Annotated in this window: 20 protein-coding genes; 12 read left to right on the forward strand and 8 right to left on the reverse strand. The window is 64.7% G+C overall.

The window, feature by feature from the left end; all coding sequences use genetic code 11:
* The first annotated feature begins 125 nt into the window (after positions 1-125).
* The 11 genes from AB1781_09265 to AB1781_09315 all read left to right on the forward strand — a co-directional run bounded on the left by AB1781_09265 (position 126) and on the right by AB1781_09315 (position 12,232).
* Positions 126-785: a TetR/AcrR family transcriptional regulator gene (locus AB1781_09265; GenBank protein MEW5704754.1), complete on the forward strand. Its 660-nt coding sequence runs from the start codon at positions 126-128 to the stop codon at positions 783-785.
* 6 nt (positions 786-791) lie between these two features.
* Positions 792-2,393, forward strand: a complete 1,602-nt coding sequence (locus tag AB1781_09270; GenBank protein ID MEW5704755.1) for a carboxyl transferase domain-containing protein — start codon at positions 792-794, stop codon at positions 2,391-2,393.
* Between the two features lie 23 nt (positions 2,394-2,416).
* Positions 2,417-3,211: a crotonase/enoyl-CoA hydratase family protein gene (locus AB1781_09275; GenBank protein ID MEW5704756.1), complete on the forward strand. Its 795-nt coding sequence runs from the start codon at positions 2,417-2,419 to the stop codon at positions 3,209-3,211.
* The gene (locus AB1781_09280) at positions 3,208-5,223 is read left to right on the forward strand and encodes a biotin carboxylase N-terminal domain-containing protein (GenBank protein MEW5704757.1); all 2,016 of its coding nucleotides are present in this window, start codon (positions 3,208-3,210) and stop codon (positions 5,221-5,223) included. The genes AB1781_09275 and AB1781_09280 overlap by 4 nt, the downstream gene beginning before the upstream one ends.
* A 22-nt stretch (positions 5,224-5,245) precedes the next feature.
* The gene (locus AB1781_09285) at positions 5,246-6,397 is read left to right on the forward strand and encodes an acyl-CoA dehydrogenase family protein (GenBank protein ID MEW5704758.1); all 1,152 of its coding nucleotides are present in this window, start codon (positions 5,246-5,248) and stop codon (positions 6,395-6,397) included.
* 10 nt (positions 6,398-6,407) lie between these two features.
* Positions 6,408-7,286 carry an SDR family oxidoreductase gene (locus tag AB1781_09290; protein MEW5704759.1) on the forward strand — a complete coding sequence of 293 codons (879 nt, stop codon included), beginning with the start codon at positions 6,408-6,410 and terminating at the stop codon, positions 7,284-7,286.
* A gap of 4 nt (positions 7,287-7,290) precedes the next feature.
* Entirely contained in the window at positions 7,291-7,698 is a 408-nt protein-coding gene (locus AB1781_09295; protein ID MEW5704760.1) for a PaaI family thioesterase, read from the forward strand.
* Positions 7,688-8,818: a CoA transferase gene (locus tag AB1781_09300; protein ID MEW5704761.1), complete on the forward strand. Its 1,131-nt coding sequence runs from the start codon at positions 7,688-7,690 to the stop codon at positions 8,816-8,818. The genes AB1781_09295 and AB1781_09300 overlap by 11 nt, the downstream gene beginning before the upstream one ends.
* Before the next feature lie 16 nt (positions 8,819-8,834).
* On the forward strand, positions 8,835-10,010 hold the full coding sequence (locus tag AB1781_09305; GenBank protein MEW5704762.1) for an epoxide hydrolase family protein: 1,176 nt from the start codon (positions 8,835-8,837) through the stop codon (positions 10,008-10,010).
* Positions 10,011-10,090: 80 nt separating this feature from the next.
* Positions 10,091-11,290 (forward strand): EAL domain-containing protein, encoded by a 1,200-nt coding sequence (locus tag AB1781_09310; protein MEW5704763.1) that lies wholly within the window; start codon positions 10,091-10,093, stop codon positions 11,288-11,290.
* A gap of 63 nt (positions 11,291-11,353) precedes the next feature.
* Positions 11,354-12,232, forward strand: coding sequence for a TIGR01459 family HAD-type hydrolase (locus tag AB1781_09315; protein ID MEW5704764.1), 879 nt, complete (start codon positions 11,354-11,356; stop codon positions 12,230-12,232).
* A 28-nt stretch (positions 12,233-12,260) separates the two neighbouring features.
* Here AB1781_09315 and AB1781_09320 read toward each other — a convergent pair whose 3' ends face one another.
* The 3 genes from AB1781_09320 to argJ form a co-directional block, all read right to left on the reverse strand.
* On the reverse strand, positions 12,261-12,680 hold the full coding sequence (locus AB1781_09320; GenBank protein ID MEW5704765.1) for an MAPEG family protein: 420 nt from the start codon (positions 12,678-12,680) through the stop codon (positions 12,261-12,263).
* A 151-nt stretch (positions 12,681-12,831) separates the two neighbouring features.
* The gene (mutT, locus tag AB1781_09325; protein ID MEW5704766.1) at positions 12,832-13,272 is read right to left on the reverse strand and encodes an 8-oxo-dGTP diphosphatase MutT; all 441 of its coding nucleotides are present in this window, start codon (positions 13,270-13,272) and stop codon (positions 12,832-12,834) included.
* Positions 13,235-14,476, reverse strand: coding sequence for a bifunctional glutamate N-acetyltransferase/amino-acid acetyltransferase ArgJ (gene argJ / locus AB1781_09330; GenBank protein MEW5704767.1), 1,242 nt, complete (start codon positions 14,474-14,476; stop codon positions 13,235-13,237). Before argJ ends, mutT begins: the two co-directional genes overlap by 38 nt.
* A gap of 259 nt (positions 14,477-14,735) precedes the next feature.
* Between argJ and secA the strand changes: the two genes are divergently transcribed.
* The gene (gene secA, locus AB1781_09335; GenBank protein MEW5704768.1) at positions 14,736-17,483 is read left to right on the forward strand and encodes a preprotein translocase subunit SecA; all 2,748 of its coding nucleotides are present in this window, start codon (positions 14,736-14,738) and stop codon (positions 17,481-17,483) included.
* Positions 17,484-17,512: 29 nt separating this feature from the next.
* On the opposite strand, the gene AB1781_09340 is transcribed toward secA, so the two are convergent.
* From AB1781_09340 to AB1781_09360, 5 genes are all read right to left on the reverse strand, one after another.
* Positions 17,513-18,469: an acetyl-CoA carboxylase carboxyltransferase subunit alpha gene (locus tag AB1781_09340; GenBank protein ID MEW5704769.1), complete on the reverse strand. Its 957-nt coding sequence runs from the start codon at positions 18,467-18,469 to the stop codon at positions 17,513-17,515.
* An 82-nt stretch (positions 18,470-18,551) separates the two neighbouring features.
* Positions 18,552-19,541 (reverse strand): CoA ester lyase, encoded by a 990-nt coding sequence (locus tag AB1781_09345; GenBank protein MEW5704770.1) that lies wholly within the window; start codon positions 19,539-19,541, stop codon positions 18,552-18,554.
* Between the two features lie 116 nt (positions 19,542-19,657).
* On the reverse strand, positions 19,658-20,569 hold the full coding sequence (xerD, locus tag AB1781_09350) for a site-specific tyrosine recombinase XerD (protein MEW5704771.1): 912 nt from the start codon (positions 20,567-20,569) through the stop codon (positions 19,658-19,660).
* Between the two features lie 4 nt (positions 20,570-20,573).
* A complete protein-coding gene (locus AB1781_09355) occupies positions 20,574-22,286 on the reverse strand; it encodes a hypothetical protein (GenBank protein MEW5704772.1) in 1,713 nt (570 codons plus the stop codon).
* Positions 22,267-22,419: a hypothetical protein gene (locus AB1781_09360; GenBank protein MEW5704773.1), complete on the reverse strand. Its 153-nt coding sequence runs from the start codon at positions 22,417-22,419 to the stop codon at positions 22,267-22,269. The genes AB1781_09355 and AB1781_09360 overlap by 20 nt, the downstream gene beginning before the upstream one ends.
* Between the last annotated feature and the right edge of the window lie 4 nt (positions 22,420-22,423).

The raw sequence follows: 22,423 nt of genomic DNA on the forward strand, positions 1-22,423 counted from the left end.
TGGCCGCGGTTGCCGCGAAGGCCCCGGTTTTTTTACCGCAGGCAAGAAGCTGCCTTGACAGGTCTCGCCCCTATGGCCTAGCTAATGCTAGTTAGAATATTAGTTAGAAAAGAGGCCCTTGGCAAATGAAAGCCTCGCCCGAGACCGACGACCGGACCAAGCCCAAATCCGTCATCTCGCGCCGCGAAATCCTCGACGCCGCGGCCGCTCTTTTCCGCGCCAAGGGCTATTACGCGACGACGCTGCGCGACATCGCCTCGGCCGTCGGCATGAAGGCGGGCAGCGTTTACTACCACTTCGATTCGAAGGAACAGATTCTGGAGGAAGTGCTCGATATCGGCATCCAGGCCGTCTTCGATGCCGTCCGCGACGGCGTCGAAAAGCTGCCGGCCGGCACCCCTTGGCGCGAGCGCTTTTGCGTCGCCCTCGAGGCCCACCTGACCGCCCTTCTCAAGCTCGGGGATTACACCTCGGCCAATATCCGCGTCTTCGGGCAGGCGCCCAAGTCCATCCAAGAGCGGCACCTGCGCGTCCGGCGTTCCTACGAGGCGTACTGGAAGGACTTCTATCAACGGGCCAGGACGGCGGGCGAGATCCGCGAAAATCTGAACCTGACGGCGCTACGTCTGCTCGCTTTCGGAGGGATGAATTGGGCAATCGAATGGTATAAACCTAACAAAGGGGCGATCGAAAAATTAGCGAAGGCATACGCGGACATTCTTTTCGACGGCGCCCATCCGGTAAAATCCGCCAGCCAGCCCACGCCCAGCTACCGAACGGATTGAAAGACGATGGCAAGAATCGAATCGAAACTTGATACGCGCTCGGAGGAATTCCAGAAGAACCGCGCCGACTACGAAGCCATGTTGCAGACCTTGCGCGAACGGCAGGCCTACGCGGTGGCCGGCGGACGCGACAAGCAGATCGCGCGCAACCACACCCGCGGCAAGTTCCTGCCCCGCGAACGCATCGACATGCTGGTCGATCCGCATACGGCCTTCCTGGAGTTTTCGACTCTTGCCGCCTGGGGGAAATACAACAACGCCGCCCAAAGCGCGACCGTCGTCACCGGCATCGGTATCGTTTCCGGCGTCCCGTGCGTGATCATCGCGAACGACCCCACCGTGAAGGGCGGCACCTTCTTCCCGGAAACGGTGACGAAGCACATCCGCGCCCAAGAAATCGCGCTCCAGCAGAAATTGCCCGTCATCTACCTCGTGGACAGTGGCGGCGCCTTCCTGCCCCACCAGGACGAAGTGTTCTCGGGCGCCCGGCATTTCGGCCACACCTTCTACTTGCAGGCCCGGCTTTCGGCCCAAGGGTTGACGCAGCTGGCGGCCGTCTTCGGCGGTTCGACGGCAGGCGGCGCCTACATCCCCGCCCTTGCCGACTATGTCGTCATGGTCAAGGGCCAGGCCCGCATCCATCTGGGCGGCCCCCAGATCGTGAAGGCCGCCATCAAGGAAATCGTGGATCCGGAGAAACTGGGCGGGGCTGTCATGCACACGCGCATCTCCGGCGTTTCCGACGACTACGCGGAGAGCGAGCCGGATGCCCTGTCGAAGCTGCGCGTCGCCGTCGCCGGGCTGAACTGGCAATTCAAGACGTACGCCAAGATCAAGACGCCGAAACCGCCGCTTTACGACGCCGAGGAATTGCTCGGCATCGTGCCGAAAGACCGCAAGCAGGTCTTCAACATGTACGAGGTCATCGCCCGTCTCGTGGACGACAGCGATTTCGAGGCATTCAAGCCGCATTTCGGCGAAGAGCTGCTGTGCGGGATTTCCTATATCCACGGCTATCCCGTCGGCATCCTCGCGAACAACGGCATTCTTTTTTCGGAGTGCGCGCTGAAGGGCGCCCACTTCATCGAGAAATGCTGCCAGCGAAACATTCCGCTGCTTTTCCTCCACAACATCACCGGCTTCATGGTCGGCTCGAAGGCCGAGGAAGGCGGCATCGCGAAGCACAGCTCGAAGCTGGTCTATGCGGTCGCCAACGCCCGCGTTCCGAAATATTCCGTCATCCTCGCCAGTTCCTGCGGCGCCGGCAATTACGGCATGTGCGGCGCCGGCCTGATGCCAAACTTCCTTTTCACCTGGCCGACGGGCTACATCGCGACGATGTCCGGTGACACCGCCGTCGTCGTCATGACGGAGGTGAAGAAGGCGGGCATCGGCGGCGACAAGGTAACGGAGGAAGAGCTCGCCGAAATCGCCCGGCAGACGCAGGCGCTTTACGCCGAACAGGCGGACCCCTATCACATCACGGCGCGGCTTTGGGACGACGGCCTGATCGAACCCACGAAGACCCGCGACGTGCTGGGGCTTTGCCTGTCGCTTGGCGCCACGCTCGAACCGGAGACGGGCTATCACCCCGTCTACCGGATGTAGGCCTTGACCGAAGATCAACGAACATGACTTTCGAAACGATCAGACTGGCGACGGACGACCGAGGCGTTTGCCGGCTGACCCTGGCCCGGCCGGACGTTCACAACGCGATGAACGCCGAGATGATTGCCGAGTTGCGAAGAGCGGCCGACGCCATCGCGAAGGACGCCGATATCCGCCTCGTCGTGCTGACGGGTGAAGGAAAAAGCTTTTGTGCCGGCGGCGACTTGCGCTGGATGCAGGGGAACGTCGCGAAGGCGCGCGAGGAACGCGTCCGGGAAGCGGGCGAGCTGGCCGATATGCTCGGCGCGCTCGACCGGCTGCCGAAGCCCCTCATCGGGCGCGTCAACGGGCCGGCCTATGGCGGCGGCGCCGGCCTGATCGCCGTCTGCGACCTCGCCATCGGCGTTGCCCCGGCGCGTTTCGGTCTAACCGAGGTGCGGCTCGGCCTGGTGCCGGCAACGATCTCGCCTTACGTCGTTCGGCGGATGGGGCCGGCCAATGCGCGGAAAGTTTTCTTCAGCGGGCGGCTCTTTTCGGCCGAAGAGGCGAAGGCGCTTGGCCTGCTCAGCGCCGTCGTCGCGCCCGACCAGCTCGACGCCGCGGTGGAGGCGGAGGTCGCGGCCCATCTCGAGGCCGCGCCGGGCGCCGTCGCCGCGACGAAGCGGCTTGTCCATTACGTCGCTTCCCACGGCGCCGATGAAAACCGCGCCCATACGCTCGCCGCGCTTGCCGACGCCTGGGAAACCGCGGAAGGCAAGGAAGGCATCCAGACCTTCCTCGAAAAGAAAACCCCGTGGTGGAGGAAAGCCAAATCATGATCCAGCGCCTGCTCATCGCCAACCGGGGCGAGATCGCCGTCCGCATCGTTCGAACCTGCAAGCGGCTTGGCATTCGAACCGCCGCGATCTATTCGGACGCCGATCAGGACGCGCTCCATGCGCGGCTGGCCGACGAGGCCTTTCGGGTGGGCCCGGCGGAAGCCGCCAAAAGCTACCTCGACGCCGAAGCCATCGTGGCGGCGGCAAAGCGCTTTCGGGCCGACGCCATCCACCCCGGCTACGGCTTCCTCTCCGAGAGCACGGCGCTCATCCATGCCTGCGAGAAGGCGGGTATCCTCTTCGTCGGCCCTTCCGCCGAGGCGATCCGCCGGATGGGGTCGAAGATCGAATCGAAGCGCATCGCCGAGGAAGCCGGCGTGCCGGTCGTCCCCGGCCATTACGGCGACCAGGACGAAGCGACGCTGCTCGAGGCGGCCAAGCAAATCGCCTTTCCGCTTCTCATCAAGGCTTCCGCCGGCGGCGGCGGCAAGGGGATGCGGATCGTCGAGGAGGCGAAGGCCTTCCCGGCCACCCTCGCCCAGGTGCGCCGCGAAGCGAAGGCCGCCTTCGGCGACGACGCCGTGCTTCTGGAAAGGCTGATCCGGCGGCCCCGCCATATCGAAGTGCAGATCGTCGGCGACAAGCATGGCAACGTCATCCACATCTTCGAGCGGGAATGCTCGATCCAGCGCCGGCATCAAAAGCTGATCGAAGAGGCGCCGGCCGCCTTCCTGCCCGACCCGGTGCGCGCGGCCCTTTTCGCGAACGCCGTCCGCCTGGCCAAGGCCATCCGCTACGATTCTCTCGGCACCATCGAGTTCATCTACGACACCGACCGCGAGGAAGCCTACTTCCTCGAGATGAACACGCGCCTTCAGGTCGAGCATCCGACGACGGAACTGGTGACCGGGCTTGACCTCGTCGAACTGCAATTGCGGATCGCGGCCGGAGAACCCCTTTCCCTCGGGCAAGGGGACGTTGCCGTTTCCGGCTGGGCGATCGAGGCGCGGGTGAACGCGGAGGCGCCGGCTTTTGACTTCCGGCCCGAGATCGGCCGCATCGCGCTCTACGACGAACCGCGCGGAAACGGCGTGCGCGTGGACAGCGGCATCGCCGCGGGAAGCGAGGTTTCCCCCTGGTATGACCCCATGCTCGCGAAGGTGATCGCCCACGGCAAAGACCGCGAGGACGCGCGGCGGCGCCTGCACGCGGCGCTCGATCGTTACGCCATCGCCGGGGTAGCCACGAACACGGCCTTCCTCGCCGACGTGCTGGCGCATCCGAACTTCTCGGAAAAAGAACTCACGACCCAGTACCTTGCCGAAACCTTTCCCGAAGGCTGGCAGCCGACCGTTTCGAAACGGGACGCCATCATGGCGGCAATCGCCTACGTGCTGACCCTCGAGGAAGCCGCCGTGGACGGCGCAACGTGCCATGGCTCGCCCTGGCACGCGCTCGGCTCCTGGCGGCTGCTCGATCGCGCCGGCCATCCCGGCGTGACGGACATTCTGCTGCTGCGGGACGACGTCGCCGAACAGGTCAAGATCGCCGGCCGCGCCGGTCATTACCGCATCGAGGAAGGGGACGCCGTCTTCGACGTCCGCGCGACCCGCCTTTCCGGCCAACGCTTTCGCCTTTGGATGGAAGGCGAGACCTTCGAGTTCCGAGCCAAAGTCGAAGACCTGCACATCTACGTTGCGGCGGAAGGGCGGAACGCCGCCTTCACGCTCGAATCCCACCTCGCCGCCGAAGCGGCGGCCAGCGCCCCCAAAGGCGGAGGCTATACGCTCTATGCGCCGATGCCGGGGCTGATCACCGAAATCGCGATCAAGAAGGGGGAAGCGGTCAAGGCCGGCGATCTTTTGATCGTCATGGAGGCGATGAAGCTTGTCCATAACCTGGTCGCCGACCAGAACGGCGTCGTGCAGGCCATTCATTGCCAAACGAACGCGACCGTTCCCCACAAGGCGCCGCTGATCGAGATCGGGCCGGCCGAAGAGGCGGGGGTATGACCGGCCTGCGGGACATGGCGAAATGAAATCGATCTATCAGACGGAAGAGCTTGAGCTTTTCCGGGAGCAGATCCGCCGCTTCGTCCAGGAAGAGGTCGAACCCCATGGCGAGAAATGGGAAGAGGAAGGCAAGGTCCCCCGCGACGTCCTCCGCAAGATGGGGCGTTTGGGCTTTTTCGGCATCACCTACCCGGAAAAGTACGGCGGCGCCGGCCTCAACACGCTGGCGACCGCCGTTTTCGCCGAAGAGCTTGGCCGTTCGACCTTCGGCGGCTTCACCGCCACCGTCCTCGTCCATACGGACATGGGCTCGCCCCATCTCGCGAACGCCGGCTCGGAGGTCCAGCTTGAGAAGTACATGCCGCGAATCACGAAGGGCGAGATCATCACCGCAATCGCGGTGACGGAACCGGACGCCGGCTCGGACGTCGCCGGCATCAAGACCCGCGCTATGCGCGACGGGAATTTCTACGTGCTGAACGGCACCAAGATGTTCATCACGAACGGCGTGCACGGAGACCTTTTCTTCACGGCGGCGCGGACGGACCCCCGCGCGAAAGGCTCGCGCGGTCTTTCGATGTTCATCGTCGAGAAGGGCACGCCCGGATTTCGGGTCGGCCGTCCGCTGAAGAAGCAGGGCTGGCTCTGTTCCGACACCGCCGAGCTCATCTTCGAGGACTGCCGCGTGCCGGCGGAGAATCTGCTGGGCGAGGAAAACAAGGGCTTCTACGCCGTCATGAAAAATTTCCAGAACGAACGCACCGTGCTCGGCGCCATGTGCATCGGCTCCTGCGACAAGGCGCTGGAGCTTACCCTCGACTACGTGACGACGCGGCGCGCCTTCGGCGGCGTGCTGTTCGACCTTCAGGCGATCCGGCAACGGTTGGCGGCGCTTGCCTCCAAGGTCGAGGCGGGGCGCCAGCTCGTCTACCACGCCGCCTGGCTCGATGCGCAAGGGAGCGATTGCGTGAAGGAAGTTTCGATGGTGAAGGCCTTCTGCGGCGAGCTCGTGAACGAGGTCATGTACGCCTGCCAGCAGTTCCATGGCGGCGCCGGCTATTTGCGCGAAACGCCGATCGAACGCATGGTTCGCGACGCCCGCATCCTTTCGATCGGCGGCGGGGCGACGGAAGTGATGCTTGAAGAAGTCGCCAAGCGACTGGTCGCGAATTAGGGAGCCTTACGTGTCGAACGCCACATCCGAAAAAGACGTCTGGAGCATTGGGCAGTCCGACGAGGAGCTGCGCGGCGTCCCCACCGTTTACCGGGACGGCCTCTTTGCGGGAAAAGTCGTGCTCGTCTCCGGCGCCGGTAGCGGACTTGGCCGCGGAATCGCGACCCTTTTCGCGAGACTCGGCGCCACCCTCGTCATCTGCGGGCGAGACGAGGGCCGCCTCGCCACCGCCACCCGTTTCTTCGAATCTTTGGGCGCCACGGTCCATGCCAAGACCCTGTCCATCCGCAAGCCCGATCAGGTCGAGTCGCTGATGGACGAGGTGTGGGACCGTTGCGGCCGGCTGGACGTTCTCGTCAACAACGCCGGCGGCCAATACCCCCAGGCGGCGATCGACTTCACGGACAAAGGGTGGAACGCCGTCATCGACACCAATCTGAACGGCACCTGGTACATGATGCAGCGCGCGGCGCGGCGCTGGCGCGACAAGGGCCAGCCGGGCAACATCGTCAACATCGTCGCCATCTTCGAACGCGGCATGCCGGGCATCGCCCACACCGGCGCGGCGCGGGCCGCGGTGACCAACCTTTCGCAATCCATGGCCATCGAATGGGCGCCCTACAACATTCGCGTCAACTGCGTCGCCCCCGGCACCGTCGCGACGCCCGGCTTCCGGCAATACCCGCCGGAGGGCCTGGCCAGCTTCGAGCAATGCAACGTCCAGCTTCACCCCGGCGACATCCACGACGTCGCCCAGGCGGTCGTTTATCTCGCCGCCGATTCCGGGAAGTTCATCACCGGAGACACCGTCCACGTGGACGGCGGCCAACGCCTGTGGGGAGAGAACTGGCCGGCCGGAAAGCCGGATTACTTCAAGGTCGGGGTCTAGGGCGTTGAACAAGATCCAGGAGGCGAACGGCCCCTTCCAGAAGCTTGTCGGCTATGAGTATATCGGCGAAAACGAAAACGGCCTCGTGCTTCGGCTCGACGTCGAGGAAAAGCATATGGGGTCTCGCGGCAGGCTGCACGGGGGGCTTGTCGCGACGCTTCTCGACGCGGTCGGCGGCAGTACCTTCTACAGGAAGGTCGGCGACGTGGAACGCGTCGTCACGGTCAACCTCTCCATCAACTATCTGGGATCGGTGCGCGAAGGATGCCTCATCGCCGAAAGCGAAATCCGCTATAGCGGAAAATCCATCGGTTACGCTTCGATGACCTTACGCGAAGGATCGCGCGAGGGACCGGTGCTGGCCACCGCCCAGGGCGTCTTTCGACTCTACCGCAGGACCGATGCCGCTTAACGCCCTTTCCGGAAGGCGGGTCCTCGACCTTTCGCAATACCTCCCCGGGCCTTACGCCACGCGCATGCTCGCCGATTTGGGCGCCCGCGTGCTCAAGATCGAGCCGTTGGCGGGCGACCCCATGCGGACGCTGCCGCCCCTCGACGCGGACGGCGTCTCGCTTCCCTACAAGGCCATCAACCGCAACAAGGCAACGCTTCGTCTGGACCTGAAGACGGCGGCGGGCCGGGAGGCGTTCGAACGCCTGCTGCGGTCGGCCGACGTGCTGCTCGAATCCTTCCGGCCCGGCGTCCTGGCCCGGCTTGGCTTCCCGAAGGACCGCGTCCGGGAAATCGCCCCCCGCCTCGTCCATTGCGCGCTGACCGGCTATGGGCAGGATGGGCCAATGACGGCCACGCCGGGCCACGACGCGACCTACATGGCGCTGATGGGAGGGCTTGCCGCCTCCGGCACCGAAGCCGGCCCCGTCCTCGCCTTCCCGCCGGTCGCCGACCACGCCGCAGCCCTGCACGCCGCCCTTTGCATCCTGGCCGCGCTGTTGGCCCGCGAGAACACGGGCCGCGGCGCCTTCCTCGATGTCAGCATCGCCGAGGCGGTCCTGCCCTGGCAGCAATTCGCCCTAAGCGCCGCCGACCTGGAAGGCACCGATATCGCCAGACGGTGCCATACCTTGAACGGCGGCGCTGCCTGCTACCAGGTCTACGCGACGAAAGACGGCCGGTTCGCCGTCCTGGGCGCCATCGAGGAAAAATTCTGGCGGAATTTCTGCGCGGCGGCCGGCCGGCCGGACTGGGTATCCAGGCAGTCCGAGCCTTTGCCCCAGGAGGCCCTGATCGCCGAGCTGCGGGCCTGCTTCGCTTCGGCCACCTTAGCCGAATGGGAGGCGAGACTGGCCGACGCGGAGTGCTGCTTTCAGGCGGTGACGCCGGCCGGCGCGCTTGCCGCACACCCCCAGATCCGCGCCCGCGGCTTCCTGCAAAAGGCGACGCAGGACGGCCGGACCTTCACCGAGGTCCTGTTCCCCGCCCGCGCCGACGGGCAGGCGCCAAAAGCGCGCAAGGCGTGGCGGGAGATCGGCCTCGAAGACGCCTTCCGCGCCTGGGAGACGGAAGCGCCATAAAATTAAGGAAAGCGGCATGACGGAAAAACCCGGAGTCGAACCCTTCACGATTCACGTCGAGGACGCCGTCCTTAGGGACCTGAAGGCGCGGCTTGAGCGGACGCGCTGGCCCGGCGCGCCGGAAGGCGCGGGGTGGGAATCCGGCACGCCGCTTGCCTATCTCAAGGAACTTCTCGACTACTGGGCCCACGCCTACGACTGGCGGCAAGCGGAGGCCCGGCTCAACCGCTTCGATCACTTCCACGCCCGCGTGGGCGGCGAGCGCATCCATTTCGTGTACGAAAAGGGCAGCGGGACGCAGGCGCTGCCGCTTGTCCTCACCCACGGCTGGCCGGGCTCCTTCTTCGAATTCATGGGCGTCCTCGAGCCGCTTGCCCACCCGGAGCGTTTCGGCGGCGAGGTGGAGGATGCCTTCGACGTCGTCATACCCTCGCTGCCCGGTTACGGTTTTTCCTCGATCCCGAAGCGCGCGCTGGGCCCGCGCCCGACGGCGGCGCTCTGGAAAGAGCTGATGACGGAACGGCTCGGCTATCCGAAATTCGGCGCCCAGGGCGGCGACTGGGGTGCCTTCGTCACCTCGTGGCTGGCCGCCGACCATGGCGCGCACCTCCTCGGCATTCACTTGAACCGCCTTGGCATCGACACCGGACCGGAGGTCGCATCACCCCCCCTCACCAAGGAAGAAAAGGCCTGGATCGCGGCCGTCCGCGCCTCGCGGACGGAGGTCGCCGCCTATAGCCTGCAACACACCACCCGGCCGCAAAGCCTGGGCTACGGCCTGACCGATTCGCCGGCCGGCCTCGCCGGCTGGATCGTCGAAAAGTTCCATGCCTGGAGCGACATCGGCCCCGGTCTCGAATCCGTTTACACGAAGGACCAGCTGCTCACCAACCTGATGATCTACTGGGTGACGGGCACGATCAATTCCGCCAACTGGTTCTACCGCGCGGTTCACTTGGGCAAGGAACGCCGGCTGCCGAAGGGAAAGCGAATCACGGTGCCGACCGGCTTTGCCCATTTCCCGGTTGACCTGCATGCCCAGCCGCCGCGGGCCTGGTGGGAGCGCGCCTATAACCTCGTGCACTGGACGGAAATGAAAAAAGGCGGCCATTTCGCCGCTCTCGAACAGCCCGAAGCGTTGGTTCGGGACATCCGGGCCTTCTTCCGCCCGCTCCGCGAAAGGAGCGGCTGAAACCCTTTGTTAACCGCATTTTAAAGACCTTCCGCGCAAGGATAGGGGCGAAAACACCCAAGGAGTTCGCCCTTTTTCGGATGGTTATCCTTCGACATGCCCTCATCGCGCTGACCTACACGGCGATCGCCATCGCCCTTGCCGTTACGCTTCCCTATGGTTTCCCCGACATCGCGCCGGGCGATGCGCTGATCATCGGCGGGCTTTTCCTGGTGACGGCCGCGCTCCTCCACGAAGTGCTCGCCCGTTTCGAACGCGACGCGGTGACGACGGCCCAGCTTGTCGCCATGGAGGCGTTTCGCGACGAGATGGCCGAGGAAGTCCACCGCGCGCGGCAGGAAGTCCGTCATGTCCACGCTCTCGTAGAAGAAACGCAAGGCAAGTCGCCGCAGAAGATCGGCGACATCGTCGCCGAAGTCCGTGTCCTGCAAAAGCTTGTCGAACAGTTTTCGGGAAAACACGCCACCGCCCTCGACCGGGAAGCGGCGAAACCGGCCGAGAAGCCCTTCCCCCGCCCCGGCGAGACGGCCACCCCGATCCGCATGTCGCCGGACGCCGTCCTCGCCCTGGTGGAGGACGCCCTGCGCCGGGATCGGATCGACCTTTTCCTCCAGCCCGTCGTTTCGCTGCCGCAGCGCCAGCCGAAATTCTATGAGGCGTTTTCGCGCATCCGCGCGGACGACGGCTCCTTTCTGACACCGGACCTTTACCTGAAGATCGCCGAGCAGGAAAGGCTGATCACGCCGATCGATAACCTGCTGCTGTTCCGCTGCGTCCAGATCGTGCGCAGCCAGCGCAACAAGGCGCGCTTTGGTTTCTTCGTCAACATCTCGAAACACACCCTTGCCGACCGCGCTTTCTTCCGGGAATTTATCGATTTCATGGAGGCAAACGCCGAACTCGCGCCCCATCTCATCTTCGAATTCGCGCAAGCCGACCTTCCTCTCCAGCGGCCCGAGATCGCAAGCGAGCTTCAGCGTCTTGCCAAGCTTGGCTTCCGCTTCGGGATCGACCAGGTGACGAAGCTCGACTTCGATCTGGACATGCTGCACGCGCGGCGCTTCAAGTTCGTCAAAATCGACATCGAGACGCTGCTTGCGGAAAAGCGCGAGAAGGGCCACCCGAATGCGATCAAGGCCATCCGGGATTCCTTCTTCCGGAATGGCATCGACCTCATCGTCGAGAAAATCGAAGACGAGGCAACCCTGATCGACCTTCTGGAAGACTCGATCGATTACGGCCAGGGCTACCTGTTCGGAGAACCGAAGCTCCGCCGCTAGCATCCTTGTCTTTTCTTTCCACGGCAGCCGTGGCAGAAGGGGTGGGTCCATCAGGTGCCCCCCATGACCCTTCGCTTTGCTTCCGGTATCCGCGGTCTTTCCGAATCCTACGCCGGCGTCATCCTCGACCTGTGGGGTGTCGTCCACGACGGCTTCAAGCCTTACCCCGGCGCCGTCCACGCGCTTACCCAGCTGAAGGCGGCCGGCAAGCTAACTCTTTTGCTTTCGAACGCGCCACGGCGCAAGGCAGTGCTGGCCGAGAAGCTGGAGAAGATGGGTATCCCGCCGACGCTCTACGGTGCCGTCCATTCCTCCGGCGAGGAAGCCTGGCAGGCGCTGCGGACGCGGACGGACCCCTGGCACGCGAAACTCGGCCGGGCCTGTCTCCATCTCGGGCCGGCGCGCGACCGTAACATGCTGGAGGGGCTCGACCTGCGAGAGGTGAAAACGCCGGAGACGGCCGATTTCATCCTGAACACCGGCACCGACCGCGACGCGGAGACGCTCGCCGATTACGAGAACCTCCTCGCGCGCGGCGCAAAGGCGGGGGTGCCGATGGTCTGCGCGAACCCCGACCGCGAGGTGCTGCGCGGGAAAAAACGCATCCTCTGCGCCGGTGCGCTCGCCGCCCGCTACGAAGCTCTGGGCGGAGACGTGCGCTACCATGGCAAGCCGGACCCGGCGGTGTTCGCCCACGCCATGCGGATGCTGGACCTTGCCGATCGCCGCGCCGTCCTCGTCATCGGCGATTCGCTTGCCACCGATATCCAGGGTGCGACGCGCGCCGGGCTCGATTCCGTGCTGGTGACGGGCGGCCTGCACGCCGACGAGCTTGGCCTCGCCGGCCTGCGCGAGACGCTTCCCGACCCGGGCCGCGTTGCCGCCCTTCTCGAACGCGAAGGCTTCCACCCGATCGCCGTCATCCCCAGCCTGGTTTGGTAAAAGACCCGGGCGGGATTCCTTGCGCCCTCTACTTGACGAAGAGAAGCGGCACGTAGGGCACGCCGATTTCGGCCAGCATGGCGATCTCCGCCCCGATCGAGACCAGGAAGGCCGCGGTGCGAATCCACGGGATGCCGAAGATATGAACGATAGCCTGGACGAGTCGCGCCACGACGAAGATCATCGCCCCCATCTGGGTCGTCTCGCTCGAGACGCCGAACATCGTTCCGGCGACAATGATGGCGAAGGGAACGAGATTCTCCATCAGGTTGAGATGGGCGCGCTCGGCGCGGCCCACCCAAGCCGGAAGGGGCGCGTCGTCCGCCGTCGGGTGCCCGGCGACGCGCCGGATTCCCCATGTCTGAATTTTACCGACGACGGGTATCATCGCCATGACAATGGCGAGGACCGCAAGCTGCAACAGACAGATAAATTCGACGGGAGCCATCGTGTATCCCTCCAATGGTTTTAAAAAAAACCGGCAAACCTCTCCAGGTGCGATTCGCCCCCGATGAAGATGGCAGCAAGCTGCCGGGCCGGGCAACCCCCTTGCGGCGCGTGCCTTTCGGCCCTTTCAACCAGGGCCTTGGATTCCACCTTCATAACAGGGCCTTGAGCCTTGCGATGAGCGGCCCATCCGCCGGCGGCATCGGGTAATCTTGCAGCCTATCGGGGCGGACCCAACGGATGGCCTGGCCTTCCCTCGGGCTCGGCTCGCCTTGCCATTCGCGGCAAAGATAGAGCGGCATGAGAAGCCGGAAATCGCCGTAGGCGTGGGAGGCGAAGGTAAGCGGCGCCAGGGCGGGCATGGCGACTTGGATCCCGAGTTCCTCGGCAAGTTCGCGCGCAAGCGCTGCCTCGGGCGATTCGCCCGCCTTCACCTTGCCGCCTGGAAATTCCCACAAACCCGCGAAAGGCCGCCCCGCGGGGCGGCGGGCGAGAAGGACGCGGCCTTCCCTGTCCACCAGCGCCGCTGCCACCACCAGCACGAGCGGGTGCGCGTCAGCTTCGGTAGTCGGCGTTGATGTCGATATAGCCATGGGTCAAGTCGCAGGTCCAAACCGTGGCGCTTCCCCGGCCAACGCCGACATCCACCGCGATTTCGATCGCGCGCCCCTTCATGTGCCGGGCGACGGGCCCTTCCCGGTAATTCGGATCGCGCGCGCCTTTCTTCGTGATTTTTGCACCCCCGATCCGGATGTCGAGCTTCTCCTGGTTGACCCGCTCGCCCGATTTGCCGACCGCCATCACGATCCGCCCCCAATTCGCGTCCTCGCCGGCAATGGCGGTCTTGACAAGGGGCGAGTTCGCGATCGCAAGGCCGATGATGCGCGCCGCCTTCTCGGAAGCGGCTCCCGAGACGGTGATGCGGACGAATTTTTTTGCACCTTCGCCGTCCCGCACGACCTGCTGGGCAAGATCAACCATGACCGCCTGAAGCGCCTTCCGAAAATCGGCGAGGTGCGGGTCGGAGGCCGCGCCGACGGGCGGGTGCGGATCGGCCCGCCCGGTGGCGCAGAAAAAGACGCTATCGCTCGTCGAGGTGTCGCTGTCCACGGTAATGGAATTGAAGGACCGCGCGTTCGCCTCGCTCAGCAATTTCCGCAAAACCGGAGCCGGTATCTTGGCGTCCGTGAACAGGAAAGCCAGCATCGTCGCCATGTTCGGCGCGATCATGCCGGAGCCCTTCGCGATTCCGTTGATCGAAACCGGGGTCTTGCCGATCCGCGTGCGGGCGCAGGCCGCCTTTGGAAAGGTGTCCGTCGTCCGGATCGCCTCGGCCGCCGCCCGCCAGGCGGTGGGCCGCAACCGCTTGGCAAGATCGGGAAGCCCCGCCTCGATGCGGGCGACCGGCAACGGCTCTCCGATGACGCCGGTCGAGGCAAGCAGGATTTCTTTCTCAGAGCAGCCAAGCGCCTTCGCCGCGGCGGCCGCCGTACGAAGAACCGCCCGACGGCCGGCTTCGCCGGTGAAGGCGTTGGCGTTGCCGGAATTAACGACGATGGCCCGCGCCTGGCCTGCGCGCACGCGCTTGCGGCACCATTCGACCGGGGCAGACGCCGTCTTCGAACGCGTGAAGGCGCCGGCAACCGTCGTCCCGGGTGCCAGCTCGACGCCCAGGAGGTCGGTCCGCCCATGGTAACGGATACCGCAGGCCGCGGCACTCAGGCGCACGCCCGGGATGGGCCCAAGCTTGGGAAACCCTTTTGGCGCCAGCGGCGAACGTTTCAATTTCCCGGCCATATTTTCTTCTTCCCGGCCATGTCGGTGTCGGCAATGACGGTTGAAAAAAGCCGGCGGACGGGGGTTTTACGCATCTTCGCCCGGCGGCACCCGGCATCCTACAGATCGCGCCGCCAAGGACAAGAGCGGAAAGTGGCCATCCCTTTGGGATTCCCGCCGGTTGCGCCAGCCCTGCCCGTTGACAGGCCAAGCCGCGCGCCCTATTTCTCGGGGTGAATCGCGCACGCAATCCGTTTCCCTTCCGATCGAGAGAACCCGCATGATCGGCGCCCTCGCCCGACAATTCCTTGGTTCGACAAACGACCGCTTCCTTCGCAAGCTGAAGCCGCTCGTTAACGCCATCAACGCCGAGGAAGAAACGCTCGCAGCACTTTCCGATGCGGAGTTGCGGGCGCGCACGCCCTGGTTCCGGGAACGCCTAGCCAAAGGCGAGCCGCTCGACGACCTGCTCGTCGAGGCTTTCGCCACCGTACGGGAGGCCGCGAAGCGCACCCTGGGCCAGCGCCACTTCGACGTCCAGCTCATCGGCGGCATCGTTCTCCACCGCGGCATGATCGCGGAAATGAAAACGGGCGAAGGCAAGACGCTGGTCGCAACCCTGCCAGTCTATCTCAACGCGCTGCCGGGCAAGGGCGTCCATGTCGTCACCGTCAACGATTACCTGGCCAAACGCGACGCGGAATGGATGGGGCAGATTTACCGCTTCCTGGGTCTCGAAGTCGGGTGCATCGTCCACGAGCGAAGCGACGCCGAACGCAAGGCCGCCTACGCCGCCGACGTGACCTACGGCACGAACAACGAATTCGGCTTTGACTATCTGCGCGACAACATGAAGTACCGGCTTGAGGACATGGCCCAGCGGCCCTTCCACTACGCCATCGTCGACGAGGTGGACAGCATCCTGATCGACGAAGCGCGCACGCCGCTCATCATTTCCGGGTCGGCCGAGGACAGCTCCGAGTTCTATCGGATGGCGGACGCGCTGATCCCGAAGCTTTCCGAAGAAGACTACGAGAAGGACGAGAAGGCGCGCGCCGTGTCCCTGACGGAACAGGGCGTCGAAAAGGTTGAACAATGGCTCATCGAGGCCGGCCGGATCGAGAAAGGCGCTTCGCTTTACGACATCCGAAACGTTGGCCTCGTCCACCATATGAACCAAGCCCTGCGGGCGCACAAACTTTTTTCCCGCGACACGGACTACATCGTCAAGGACGACCGCATCGTCATCATCGATGAATTCACCGGGCGCATGATGGAAGGGCGGCGTTTTTCCGACGGCCTGCACCAGGCCCTGGAAGCGAAGGAAGGCGTGCGCATCCAAAACGAGAACCAGACGCTCGCCTCGATCACCTTTCAGAACTATTTCCGGCTTTATCCGAAACTCGCCGGCATGACCGGGACGGCGATGACGGAGGCCTCCGAATTCGGCGACATCTACAAACTGCGCGTCGTGGATATCCCGACCAACGTCCCCTGCACCCGCATCGACGACGACGACGACATCTACCGGCGAGAGGCCGAGAAATATTCGGCGATTCTCGACCTGATCGAGGACTGCCAGCAACGCGGCCAGCCGGTGCTGGTTGGCACCATCAGCATCGAGAAGTCCGAGACGCTTGCCGGGCTACTCAAGAAACGGAAGATCAAGCACCAGGTCCTGAACGCCCGCTACCACGAGAAGGAAGCCCATATCATCGCCCAGGCCGGCCGGCCCGGGGCCGTCACCATCGCCACCAACATGGCGGGCCGGGGCACGGACATCCAGCTCGGCGGCACCCTCGACATGTGGCTTGCCGACGCGCTTTCCGACATCACCGACGCGGCGGCGCGGGCGAAAAAGACGGAAGAGATCCACGCAAAGCACGCCGAATACAAGGCGCAGGCGTCCGCCGCCGGCGGGCTTTACGTCATCGGCACGGAACGCCACGAAAGCCGCCGGATCGACAACCAGCTTCGCGGCCGGTCCGGCCGGCAGGGCGACCCGGGCGCTTCGAAATTCTTCCTTTCCCTGGAAGACGACCTCATGCGGATCTTCGGGTCCGAACGCATGGGTGGCATGCTGGAACGGTTGGGGCTGCCAGAAAACGAGGCGATCACCCACCCCTGGGTCAACAAGGCAATCGAGAAGGCCCAACAAAAAGTCGAGGCCCGGAACTTCGACATCCGGAAAAACCTGCTTCGTTTCGACGACGTGATGAACGATCAGCGGAAAGCCATTTACGAGCAGCGGCGCGAGTTGATGCAGGCCGACGACGTCTCCGAAATGGTCGAAGGCATGCGCCAGGATGTCATCGACGACATTGTACGCCGCACGATCCCGGAATCCGCCTACCCCGAACAATGGGACGCCAAAGGCCTGCACGAGGAAGCCCGCAGGCTGCTGGCGCTCGACCTTCCCATCGACGAATGGGTCAAGGAAGAAGGGATCGCGGACGCCGAGATTCGCACCCGCCTTGCGGACGCCTCAAACCGCAAGATAGCGGAGAAGTTTGCGACCTATGGGCCGGAAATCTTCCGAACCGCCCAAAAGAGCGTTCTCTTGCAGTTGCTCGACCAGACGTGGAAGGACCATCTGTTGACGCTTGACCATCTGCGCCAAGGCATCAGTCTCCGCGCCTATGGCCAGCGCGACCCCTTGAACGAATATAAACGCGAGGCGTTCGGTCTTTTCGAGGACATGCTGGAAAAACTTCGGGAAACCGTCACCGGGGTATTGAGCCATCTCGAGGTGCAGGTTGCCTCCGCCAAGGAAATCGAGATCCCGCGAAAATCCATACCGATGCAGGAAGGGCGGACCGACCCTGCCTTCGGCCAACGGCCGCCGACGGCGTTGCCCGGCCGACGGCCGACGGAACCTGCCCTGGCGGCTTCGCCGGCCCGTCGCCGCGAAGCGGCAGCCGTCCAGGACCCGAACGATCCGGCCACCTGGGGACGGGTGCAGCGGAACGCGCCTTGTCCATGCGGGTCGGGGAAAAAATACAAACACTGCCACGGGCGCGGCGCTTAAGGCCGCGGGCCAAGGCAGGGCCACAGGCCCTAGCCCGGGTCCCGCCTGCCCATGGCAAGAAACTTCTCGCGGCGGCGGGCGCGCAGCGTGCCGCCCTCGATCTTCGCCAGTGCGCTCAGTTCCTTCTCGATGACGCTCCCCACCGCGTGGATGATCTGGCGGGGCTGGCGGTGAGCGCCGCCCAAGGGCTCCAGCACGATCTTGTCGATGAGGCCGAGCTTGAAGATATCCTGGGCGGTGAGCTTCAAGGCCTCCGAGGCCTCCTTCGTCGCCTCCCCGCTTCGCCACAAAATGGAGGCGCACCCTTCCGGGGAGATCACGGAATAGATCGCGTGTTCCAGCATGAACACCCGATCGGCGGCGGCGATAGCGAGCGCGCCACCCGACCCCCCCTCGCCGATCACAACGCTTAGGAAAGGCACGCGCACATCAAGCCCCACTTCGATGCACCGCGCGATCGCCTCGGCCTGGCCGCGTTCCTCCGCGTCCACACCCGGATAGGCGCCGGGCGTATCCACGAAGCTCAGCACCGGAAGCTTGAAGCGATCAGCCAGACGGAACAGGCGCTGCGCCTTCCGGTACCCCTCGGGCCGGGCCATGCCGAAATTGTGGCGAACGCGGGAGTCGGTGTCCGAACCCTTCTCGTGGCCAAGAACGACCACGGAACGGCCACGGAACCGCCCGAGACCGCCGAGGATCGCCGGGTCGTCGCCATAGAGCCGGTCGCCAGCCAAGGGCGTCCACTCCGTCAGCAAGCCGTTCAGGTAATCGGAAAGGCGCGGGCGTTGCGGATGGCGCGCAACCTGAACCTTTTGCCAAGGCGAAAGTTTTGCATAAATCTGTTGGTAGAGCCGATCGATCCTGGCCTGAAGCTTCGCGATTTCCTCGGAGACGTTGACGCCATCACCGCCGGTGCGATGGCGCAACACCTCGATCGTTCCTTCCAGCTCGGCGATCGGCTTCTCGAAATCGAGAAAATGTTGCATGGGGTTATCCTAGCACGCAGCGGCGCGTGCGACCGAGAAGGATTCGCCGCACGTCGGAAAGCGGCTCAAAAATCGGCGGCGCCTAGTCCGCCGTCCCGCGAGTGTCAATTTGCTCCGCCTTCGTTACGAGAACCTGCGCCTGCTTGATCGAGGCTATGTCGATCAGCTTGCCGTCGAGCGCCACGGCGCCCTGACCTTCTTTTTGCGCCTGCGCCATCGCCTCGAGGATGCGTTTCGCTTTCGTCACTTCCTTCTCGGAAGGACTGAAGACTTCGTTTGCGATCGGGATTTGGGAGGGGTGGATCGCCCATTTGCCCTCGCAACCGAGAACCGCGGCGCGGCCGGCTTGCGCGCGGTAGCCGGCGGAGTCCGAGAAATCGCCGAAGGGGCCATCCACCGGCCGCAGGCCATTGGCGCGGGCCGCCACCACCAGGCGGGCGATCGCGTAATGCCACATGTCGCCCCAATGCACCTCGCGCTTGCCCTGATCGTCCGGGTCGGTGAGCACGACGTAGTTCGGGTTGGGGCCGCCGATGTTGGTCGTCTTCGCCTTCGTCGAGGCGGCGTAGTCGGCAACCCCGAAATGGAGCGATTCGTTCCGCGGGCTGGCGGCCGCGATCGCATCCACGTTCATCATGCCGAGCGCGGTTTCGATGATAAGCTCGAACCCGATGCGCTTCTTGTATCCTTTCGCCTGTTCGATCTGCGTCACCAGCATGTCCACGGCGTAGACATCCGCCGCAGTACCGACCTTCGGAATCATGATGAGGTCGAGCTTGTCGCCCGCCTGTTCGACGACGTCAACGACGTCGCGGTACATGTAGTGCGTATCGAGACCGTTGATGCGGACGGCGACCGTCTTTCCGCTCCAGTCGATGTCGTTCAGCGCCTGGACAATGTTTTTCCGCGCCTGCGGCTTGTCGTTCGGCGCCACCGCGTCCTCAAGGTCCAGGAAGATGACGTCGGCCGCCCCCTTCGCCGCCTTTTCGAAGAATTTCGGCGAACTGCCGGGAACGGCAAGCTCGCTGCGGTTTAGACGGGGGGTGGCTTCCTCGACGATCGTAAAACTCATGAAATCCTCGTTCGGTTGGCAAAATATTGCCGGCGGCGGGCGACTGGCACCCTTGAAGAAGTCGGATTGATTCCGCCCTTGAGAGAGAAAGTCAACTCCGGGCGTGGAATGTGCGGCTAACGAGGGTTTGCCAGCGGGTGGTGTTCATCCACCAGACGCTTCAGCCGCTCGCGCAGGACGTGGGTGTAAATCTGGGTCGTCGCGATGTCGGCATGCCCCAGCATCCGCTGAACGCTGCGCAGGTCCGCGCCGTTGGCGAGCAAATGGCTGGCGAAGGCGTGCCGAAGGACGTGGGGCGAAACCTTCGCTGGATCAATTCCGGCCGTTACCGCCAGGCTTTTCAGACGCTGGAGAAAACGCTGCCGCGTCAGGTGCCCGGCCTTCGCACGGGAAGGAAACAGCCATTTCGATTCTTCTCCTTCGGCCAGGCTGGCCTTGCGCACACCCCGCCAGGCCTCAAGCGCTGCGGCGGCCGGCGCGCCCAGAGGGACCATCCGCTCCTTTTCCCCCTTGCCGCGCACGACGAGAAACCGCTTGTCGCCGGCGACCGCCGAGAGAGGAAGCGCGACCAGCTCCGAGACCCGAAGCCCGGTCGCGTAAAGAATTTCGAGCAGGGCCTGGGTGCGAAGACCCTTGAAGCCCCCTTCGCGGCGCGCCGCGTCGAGCAGGCGCTCGACCTCCGCCTCGCTCAGATATTTCGGCAGATGTCGGGGAAGCTTCGGGCTGTCGATGGCGGCGCTGGGGTCCTCGGCGCGAATCCCTTCCGCATAGAGAAACCGGTAGAACTGGCGAAGCGCCGAAAGCTTGCGGGCGACCGTGCGCGACGAAAATCCCGCTTTGTCGAGCTTTTGCAAATAGGCGCGCAACGCTTCGCTCGTCGCCGCCTCAAGGCGTTCGCCGCGATGGGCAAGGAACTGACTGAAATTCCCGATGTCCCGGGCATACGCCTCAAGCGTGTTCTTCGCCGCCCCCCGCTCGGCGAGCAGCATTTCGAGAAAGCTTTCCACGGCGCGGGTGGAAACCGACATGGCGTCAGGGCTCCCCAAGGAGGCTTGCCTCAAGCGCCAGCGCGCGGGCATCGCGATCGAGCCCGACCGCCCGCAGGGCGAGAACGGCCGCCTCAAGCGTGACGGCACTAGCCGCCGCCGGCCCCCGTTCGCCCAGGCTCAGCAAGGTCAGCAACACCGTCTCCCCCAGCCGGCCGGCCGCCGAGGCTTCGGCCAGCCCATGCCGGATGGCGGCCGACGGCACGACCGCCGTCGTTTGCGGCGCCTCGTCCACAAGCTGCGCCCATTCGGCCCCGCTCACCGTCTCGCCCATCGCCGTCAGAAGACCGAAAAGGCGCGCCGCTTCCGCCTTACCTGCCGCCCCCTCTGGCCGCCCGGCTAGCCAGGCATCGAGACGGTCCGCTTCAAGGCTCATCCCCTCTGCCTGCCCGGCAAGCTGCACGTATGGCGAGAGCCGGTCTCGAGCCTTCTCGGCCGCGGCAGTCGCGAACGCCTCGCGGCGGGCGAGGTCGAGCCAGGTAGCGGCCTCCTCCCACCGACCACCAAGCAACAACGCCTGGCCCGCCGCCGCGGCAAACCAGGCCAGCTCGGGCGTGGGCGTCAACGAGTCGAGCACAGGCAGGTTGATCCGCACGCTCGTCCCGTAAAGGGCGCCGGTGGGGTCGGCCACGCTGGCCGCTTGCCAGGCGCGTTCGAGCAGGCGGGCCTTGATCTCGGGCGAGGACGCCGCCCGCGCCGCCTGATAGAGCAGGGCGCGCGAAGACGGATCTTGCATCGCCGCGTCCCCGGCCGCCGCGATCGCCTCGGCGGGAAAAGAGACCGCCCCGTAAAGGGCTGCCAGGTCTTCGGTCGCAAGGCTGCCGATCGCCTCGGCCCGCTCGCCCGCCACCTGTCGGAGCGCCATCGGCGCGTTCCCGTTCCCGGCCAGCAGGCGGAGGGAGGCGGCGTGGGTTGCCGTGCCGGCGTCCGGCGGCACCTCTCGTTTGGCGGCAGCGATCATGACGACCTCAAGTGGCGAAGGTTCCGGCAGGCTGGCAATCGCCACATCTTCCCGGCCGAGAATCGCCCCGATCAACTGGAAGAAAACGGGCTTCGTCTTTTCCGGCATCTCCCCGAGAAGCGCGAGGCCAAGTTCGACCGCCTCCGTCTCCCCGGCAAGCGATTCGCAAAAAACCAGCATTCTCTGCCAATGCGCCCCCGGATAATCGCGGATTCGATTTCGCACCTCCTGGCAAGCCGTCTCCGTCTGGCCGACAAGGAAAAGACTCTCGACGATGACGATCGCCATGGATTCGTCCAGTGCGGCGGCGGGAACGATCTGCGCAAGCGCCAGAACGGCTTCGGTCTCGCCCATCGCGGCCAGGCGCTCGAAACGCAGCGGCAGCAGGTTGGCTTGCAGAACGCCATCGCCCGGCGCCGTCGCCATCGAAAGCAAGAGGCGGCGCTGCAGGGAACGCAGGACGCGGGAGGGCGCGGCGGCCGGCAATTTCGGCAACAGCTGCTCAACAAGCTTGCGATCCGTCCCTTCCCACATGCCGACCCCGAAGCCGCCCGCCGCATCGTCGAGCAGGCCGACGGAATTCGGATCCACCATCTCGAGGGGCGTCACGTCCACCGGAACGGCAAGCGTTTCCGTTTCTTCGGTCGGCTCCGCCGCCAAAGCAACCGGAAAAAGCCCAAGCGCGAAGACGGTCGAAAGGAAAAGCGGGAACTTCAGTCTATTTCGGAAGACGATCATCGGGCAGCACCTTTTCGACCGCAGCAGCAGGGGGCGGAATATCCCAGTTTGCAAGCACCACGAAACCACCAAGGACCACGAGGGCCAGCAACAGCAAAACAACCCGCGCGCTGCGATTCAAGACCGAGGACATGGCC

It is taken from the genome of Pseudomonadota bacterium (assembly GCA_040752895.1).
Lineage (GTDB): Bacteria > Pseudomonadota > Alphaproteobacteria.

Bases quoted from the DNA above. Each gene is read 5' to 3' on its own strand.
- AB1781_09265 (MEW5704754.1), top strand. From the start codon at position 126: ATGAAAGCCTCGCCCGAGACCGACGACCGGACCAAGCCCAAATCCGTC.
- AB1781_09270 (MEW5704755.1), top strand. From the start codon at position 792: ATGGCAAGAATCGAATCGAAACTTGATACGCGCTCGGAGGAATTCCAG.
- AB1781_09275 (MEW5704756.1), top strand. From the start codon at position 2,417: ATGACTTTCGAAACGATCAGACTGGCGACGGACGACCGAGGCGTTTGC.
- AB1781_09280 (MEW5704757.1), top strand. From the start codon at position 3,208: ATGATCCAGCGCCTGCTCATCGCCAACCGGGGCGAGATCGCCGTCCGC.
- AB1781_09285 (MEW5704758.1), top strand. From the start codon at position 5,246: ATGAAATCGATCTATCAGACGGAAGAGCTTGAGCTTTTCCGGGAGCAG.
- AB1781_09300 (MEW5704761.1), top strand. From the start codon at position 7,688: ATGCCGCTTAACGCCCTTTCCGGAAGGCGGGTCCTCGACCTTTCGCAA.
- AB1781_09305 (MEW5704762.1), top strand. From the start codon at position 8,835: ATGACGGAAAAACCCGGAGTCGAACCCTTCACGATTCACGTCGAGGAC.
- AB1781_09310 (MEW5704763.1), top strand. From the start codon at position 10,091: ATGGTTATCCTTCGACATGCCCTCATCGCGCTGACCTACACGGCGATC.
- AB1781_09315 (MEW5704764.1), top strand. From the start codon at position 11,354: ATGACCCTTCGCTTTGCTTCCGGTATCCGCGGTCTTTCCGAATCCTAC.
- AB1781_09320 (MEW5704765.1), bottom strand. From the start codon at position 12,680: ATGGCTCCCGTCGAATTTATCTGTCTGTTGCAGCTTGCGGTCCTCGCC.
- mutT (MEW5704766.1), bottom strand. From the start codon at position 13,272: ATGGCTATATCGACATCAACGCCGACTACCGAAGCTGACGCGCACCCG.
- argJ (MEW5704767.1), bottom strand. From the start codon at position 14,476: ATGGCCGGGAAATTGAAACGTTCGCCGCTGGCGCCAAAAGGGTTTCCC.
- secA (MEW5704768.1), top strand. From the start codon at position 14,736: ATGATCGGCGCCCTCGCCCGACAATTCCTTGGTTCGACAAACGACCGC.
- AB1781_09340 (MEW5704769.1), bottom strand. From the start codon at position 18,469: ATGCAACATTTTCTCGATTTCGAGAAGCCGATCGCCGAGCTGGAAGGA.
- AB1781_09345 (MEW5704770.1), bottom strand. From the start codon at position 19,541: ATGAGTTTTACGATCGTCGAGGAAGCCACCCCCCGTCTAAACCGCAGC.
- xerD (MEW5704771.1), bottom strand. From the start codon at position 20,569: ATGTCGGTTTCCACCCGCGCCGTGGAAAGCTTTCTCGAAATGCTGCTC.
- AB1781_09355 (MEW5704772.1), bottom strand. From the start codon at position 22,286: ATGATCGTCTTCCGAAATAGACTGAAGTTCCCGCTTTTCCTTTCGACC.
- AB1781_09360 (MEW5704773.1), bottom strand. From the start codon at position 22,419: ATGTCCTCGGTCTTGAATCGCAGCGCGCGGGTTGTTTTGCTGTTGCTG.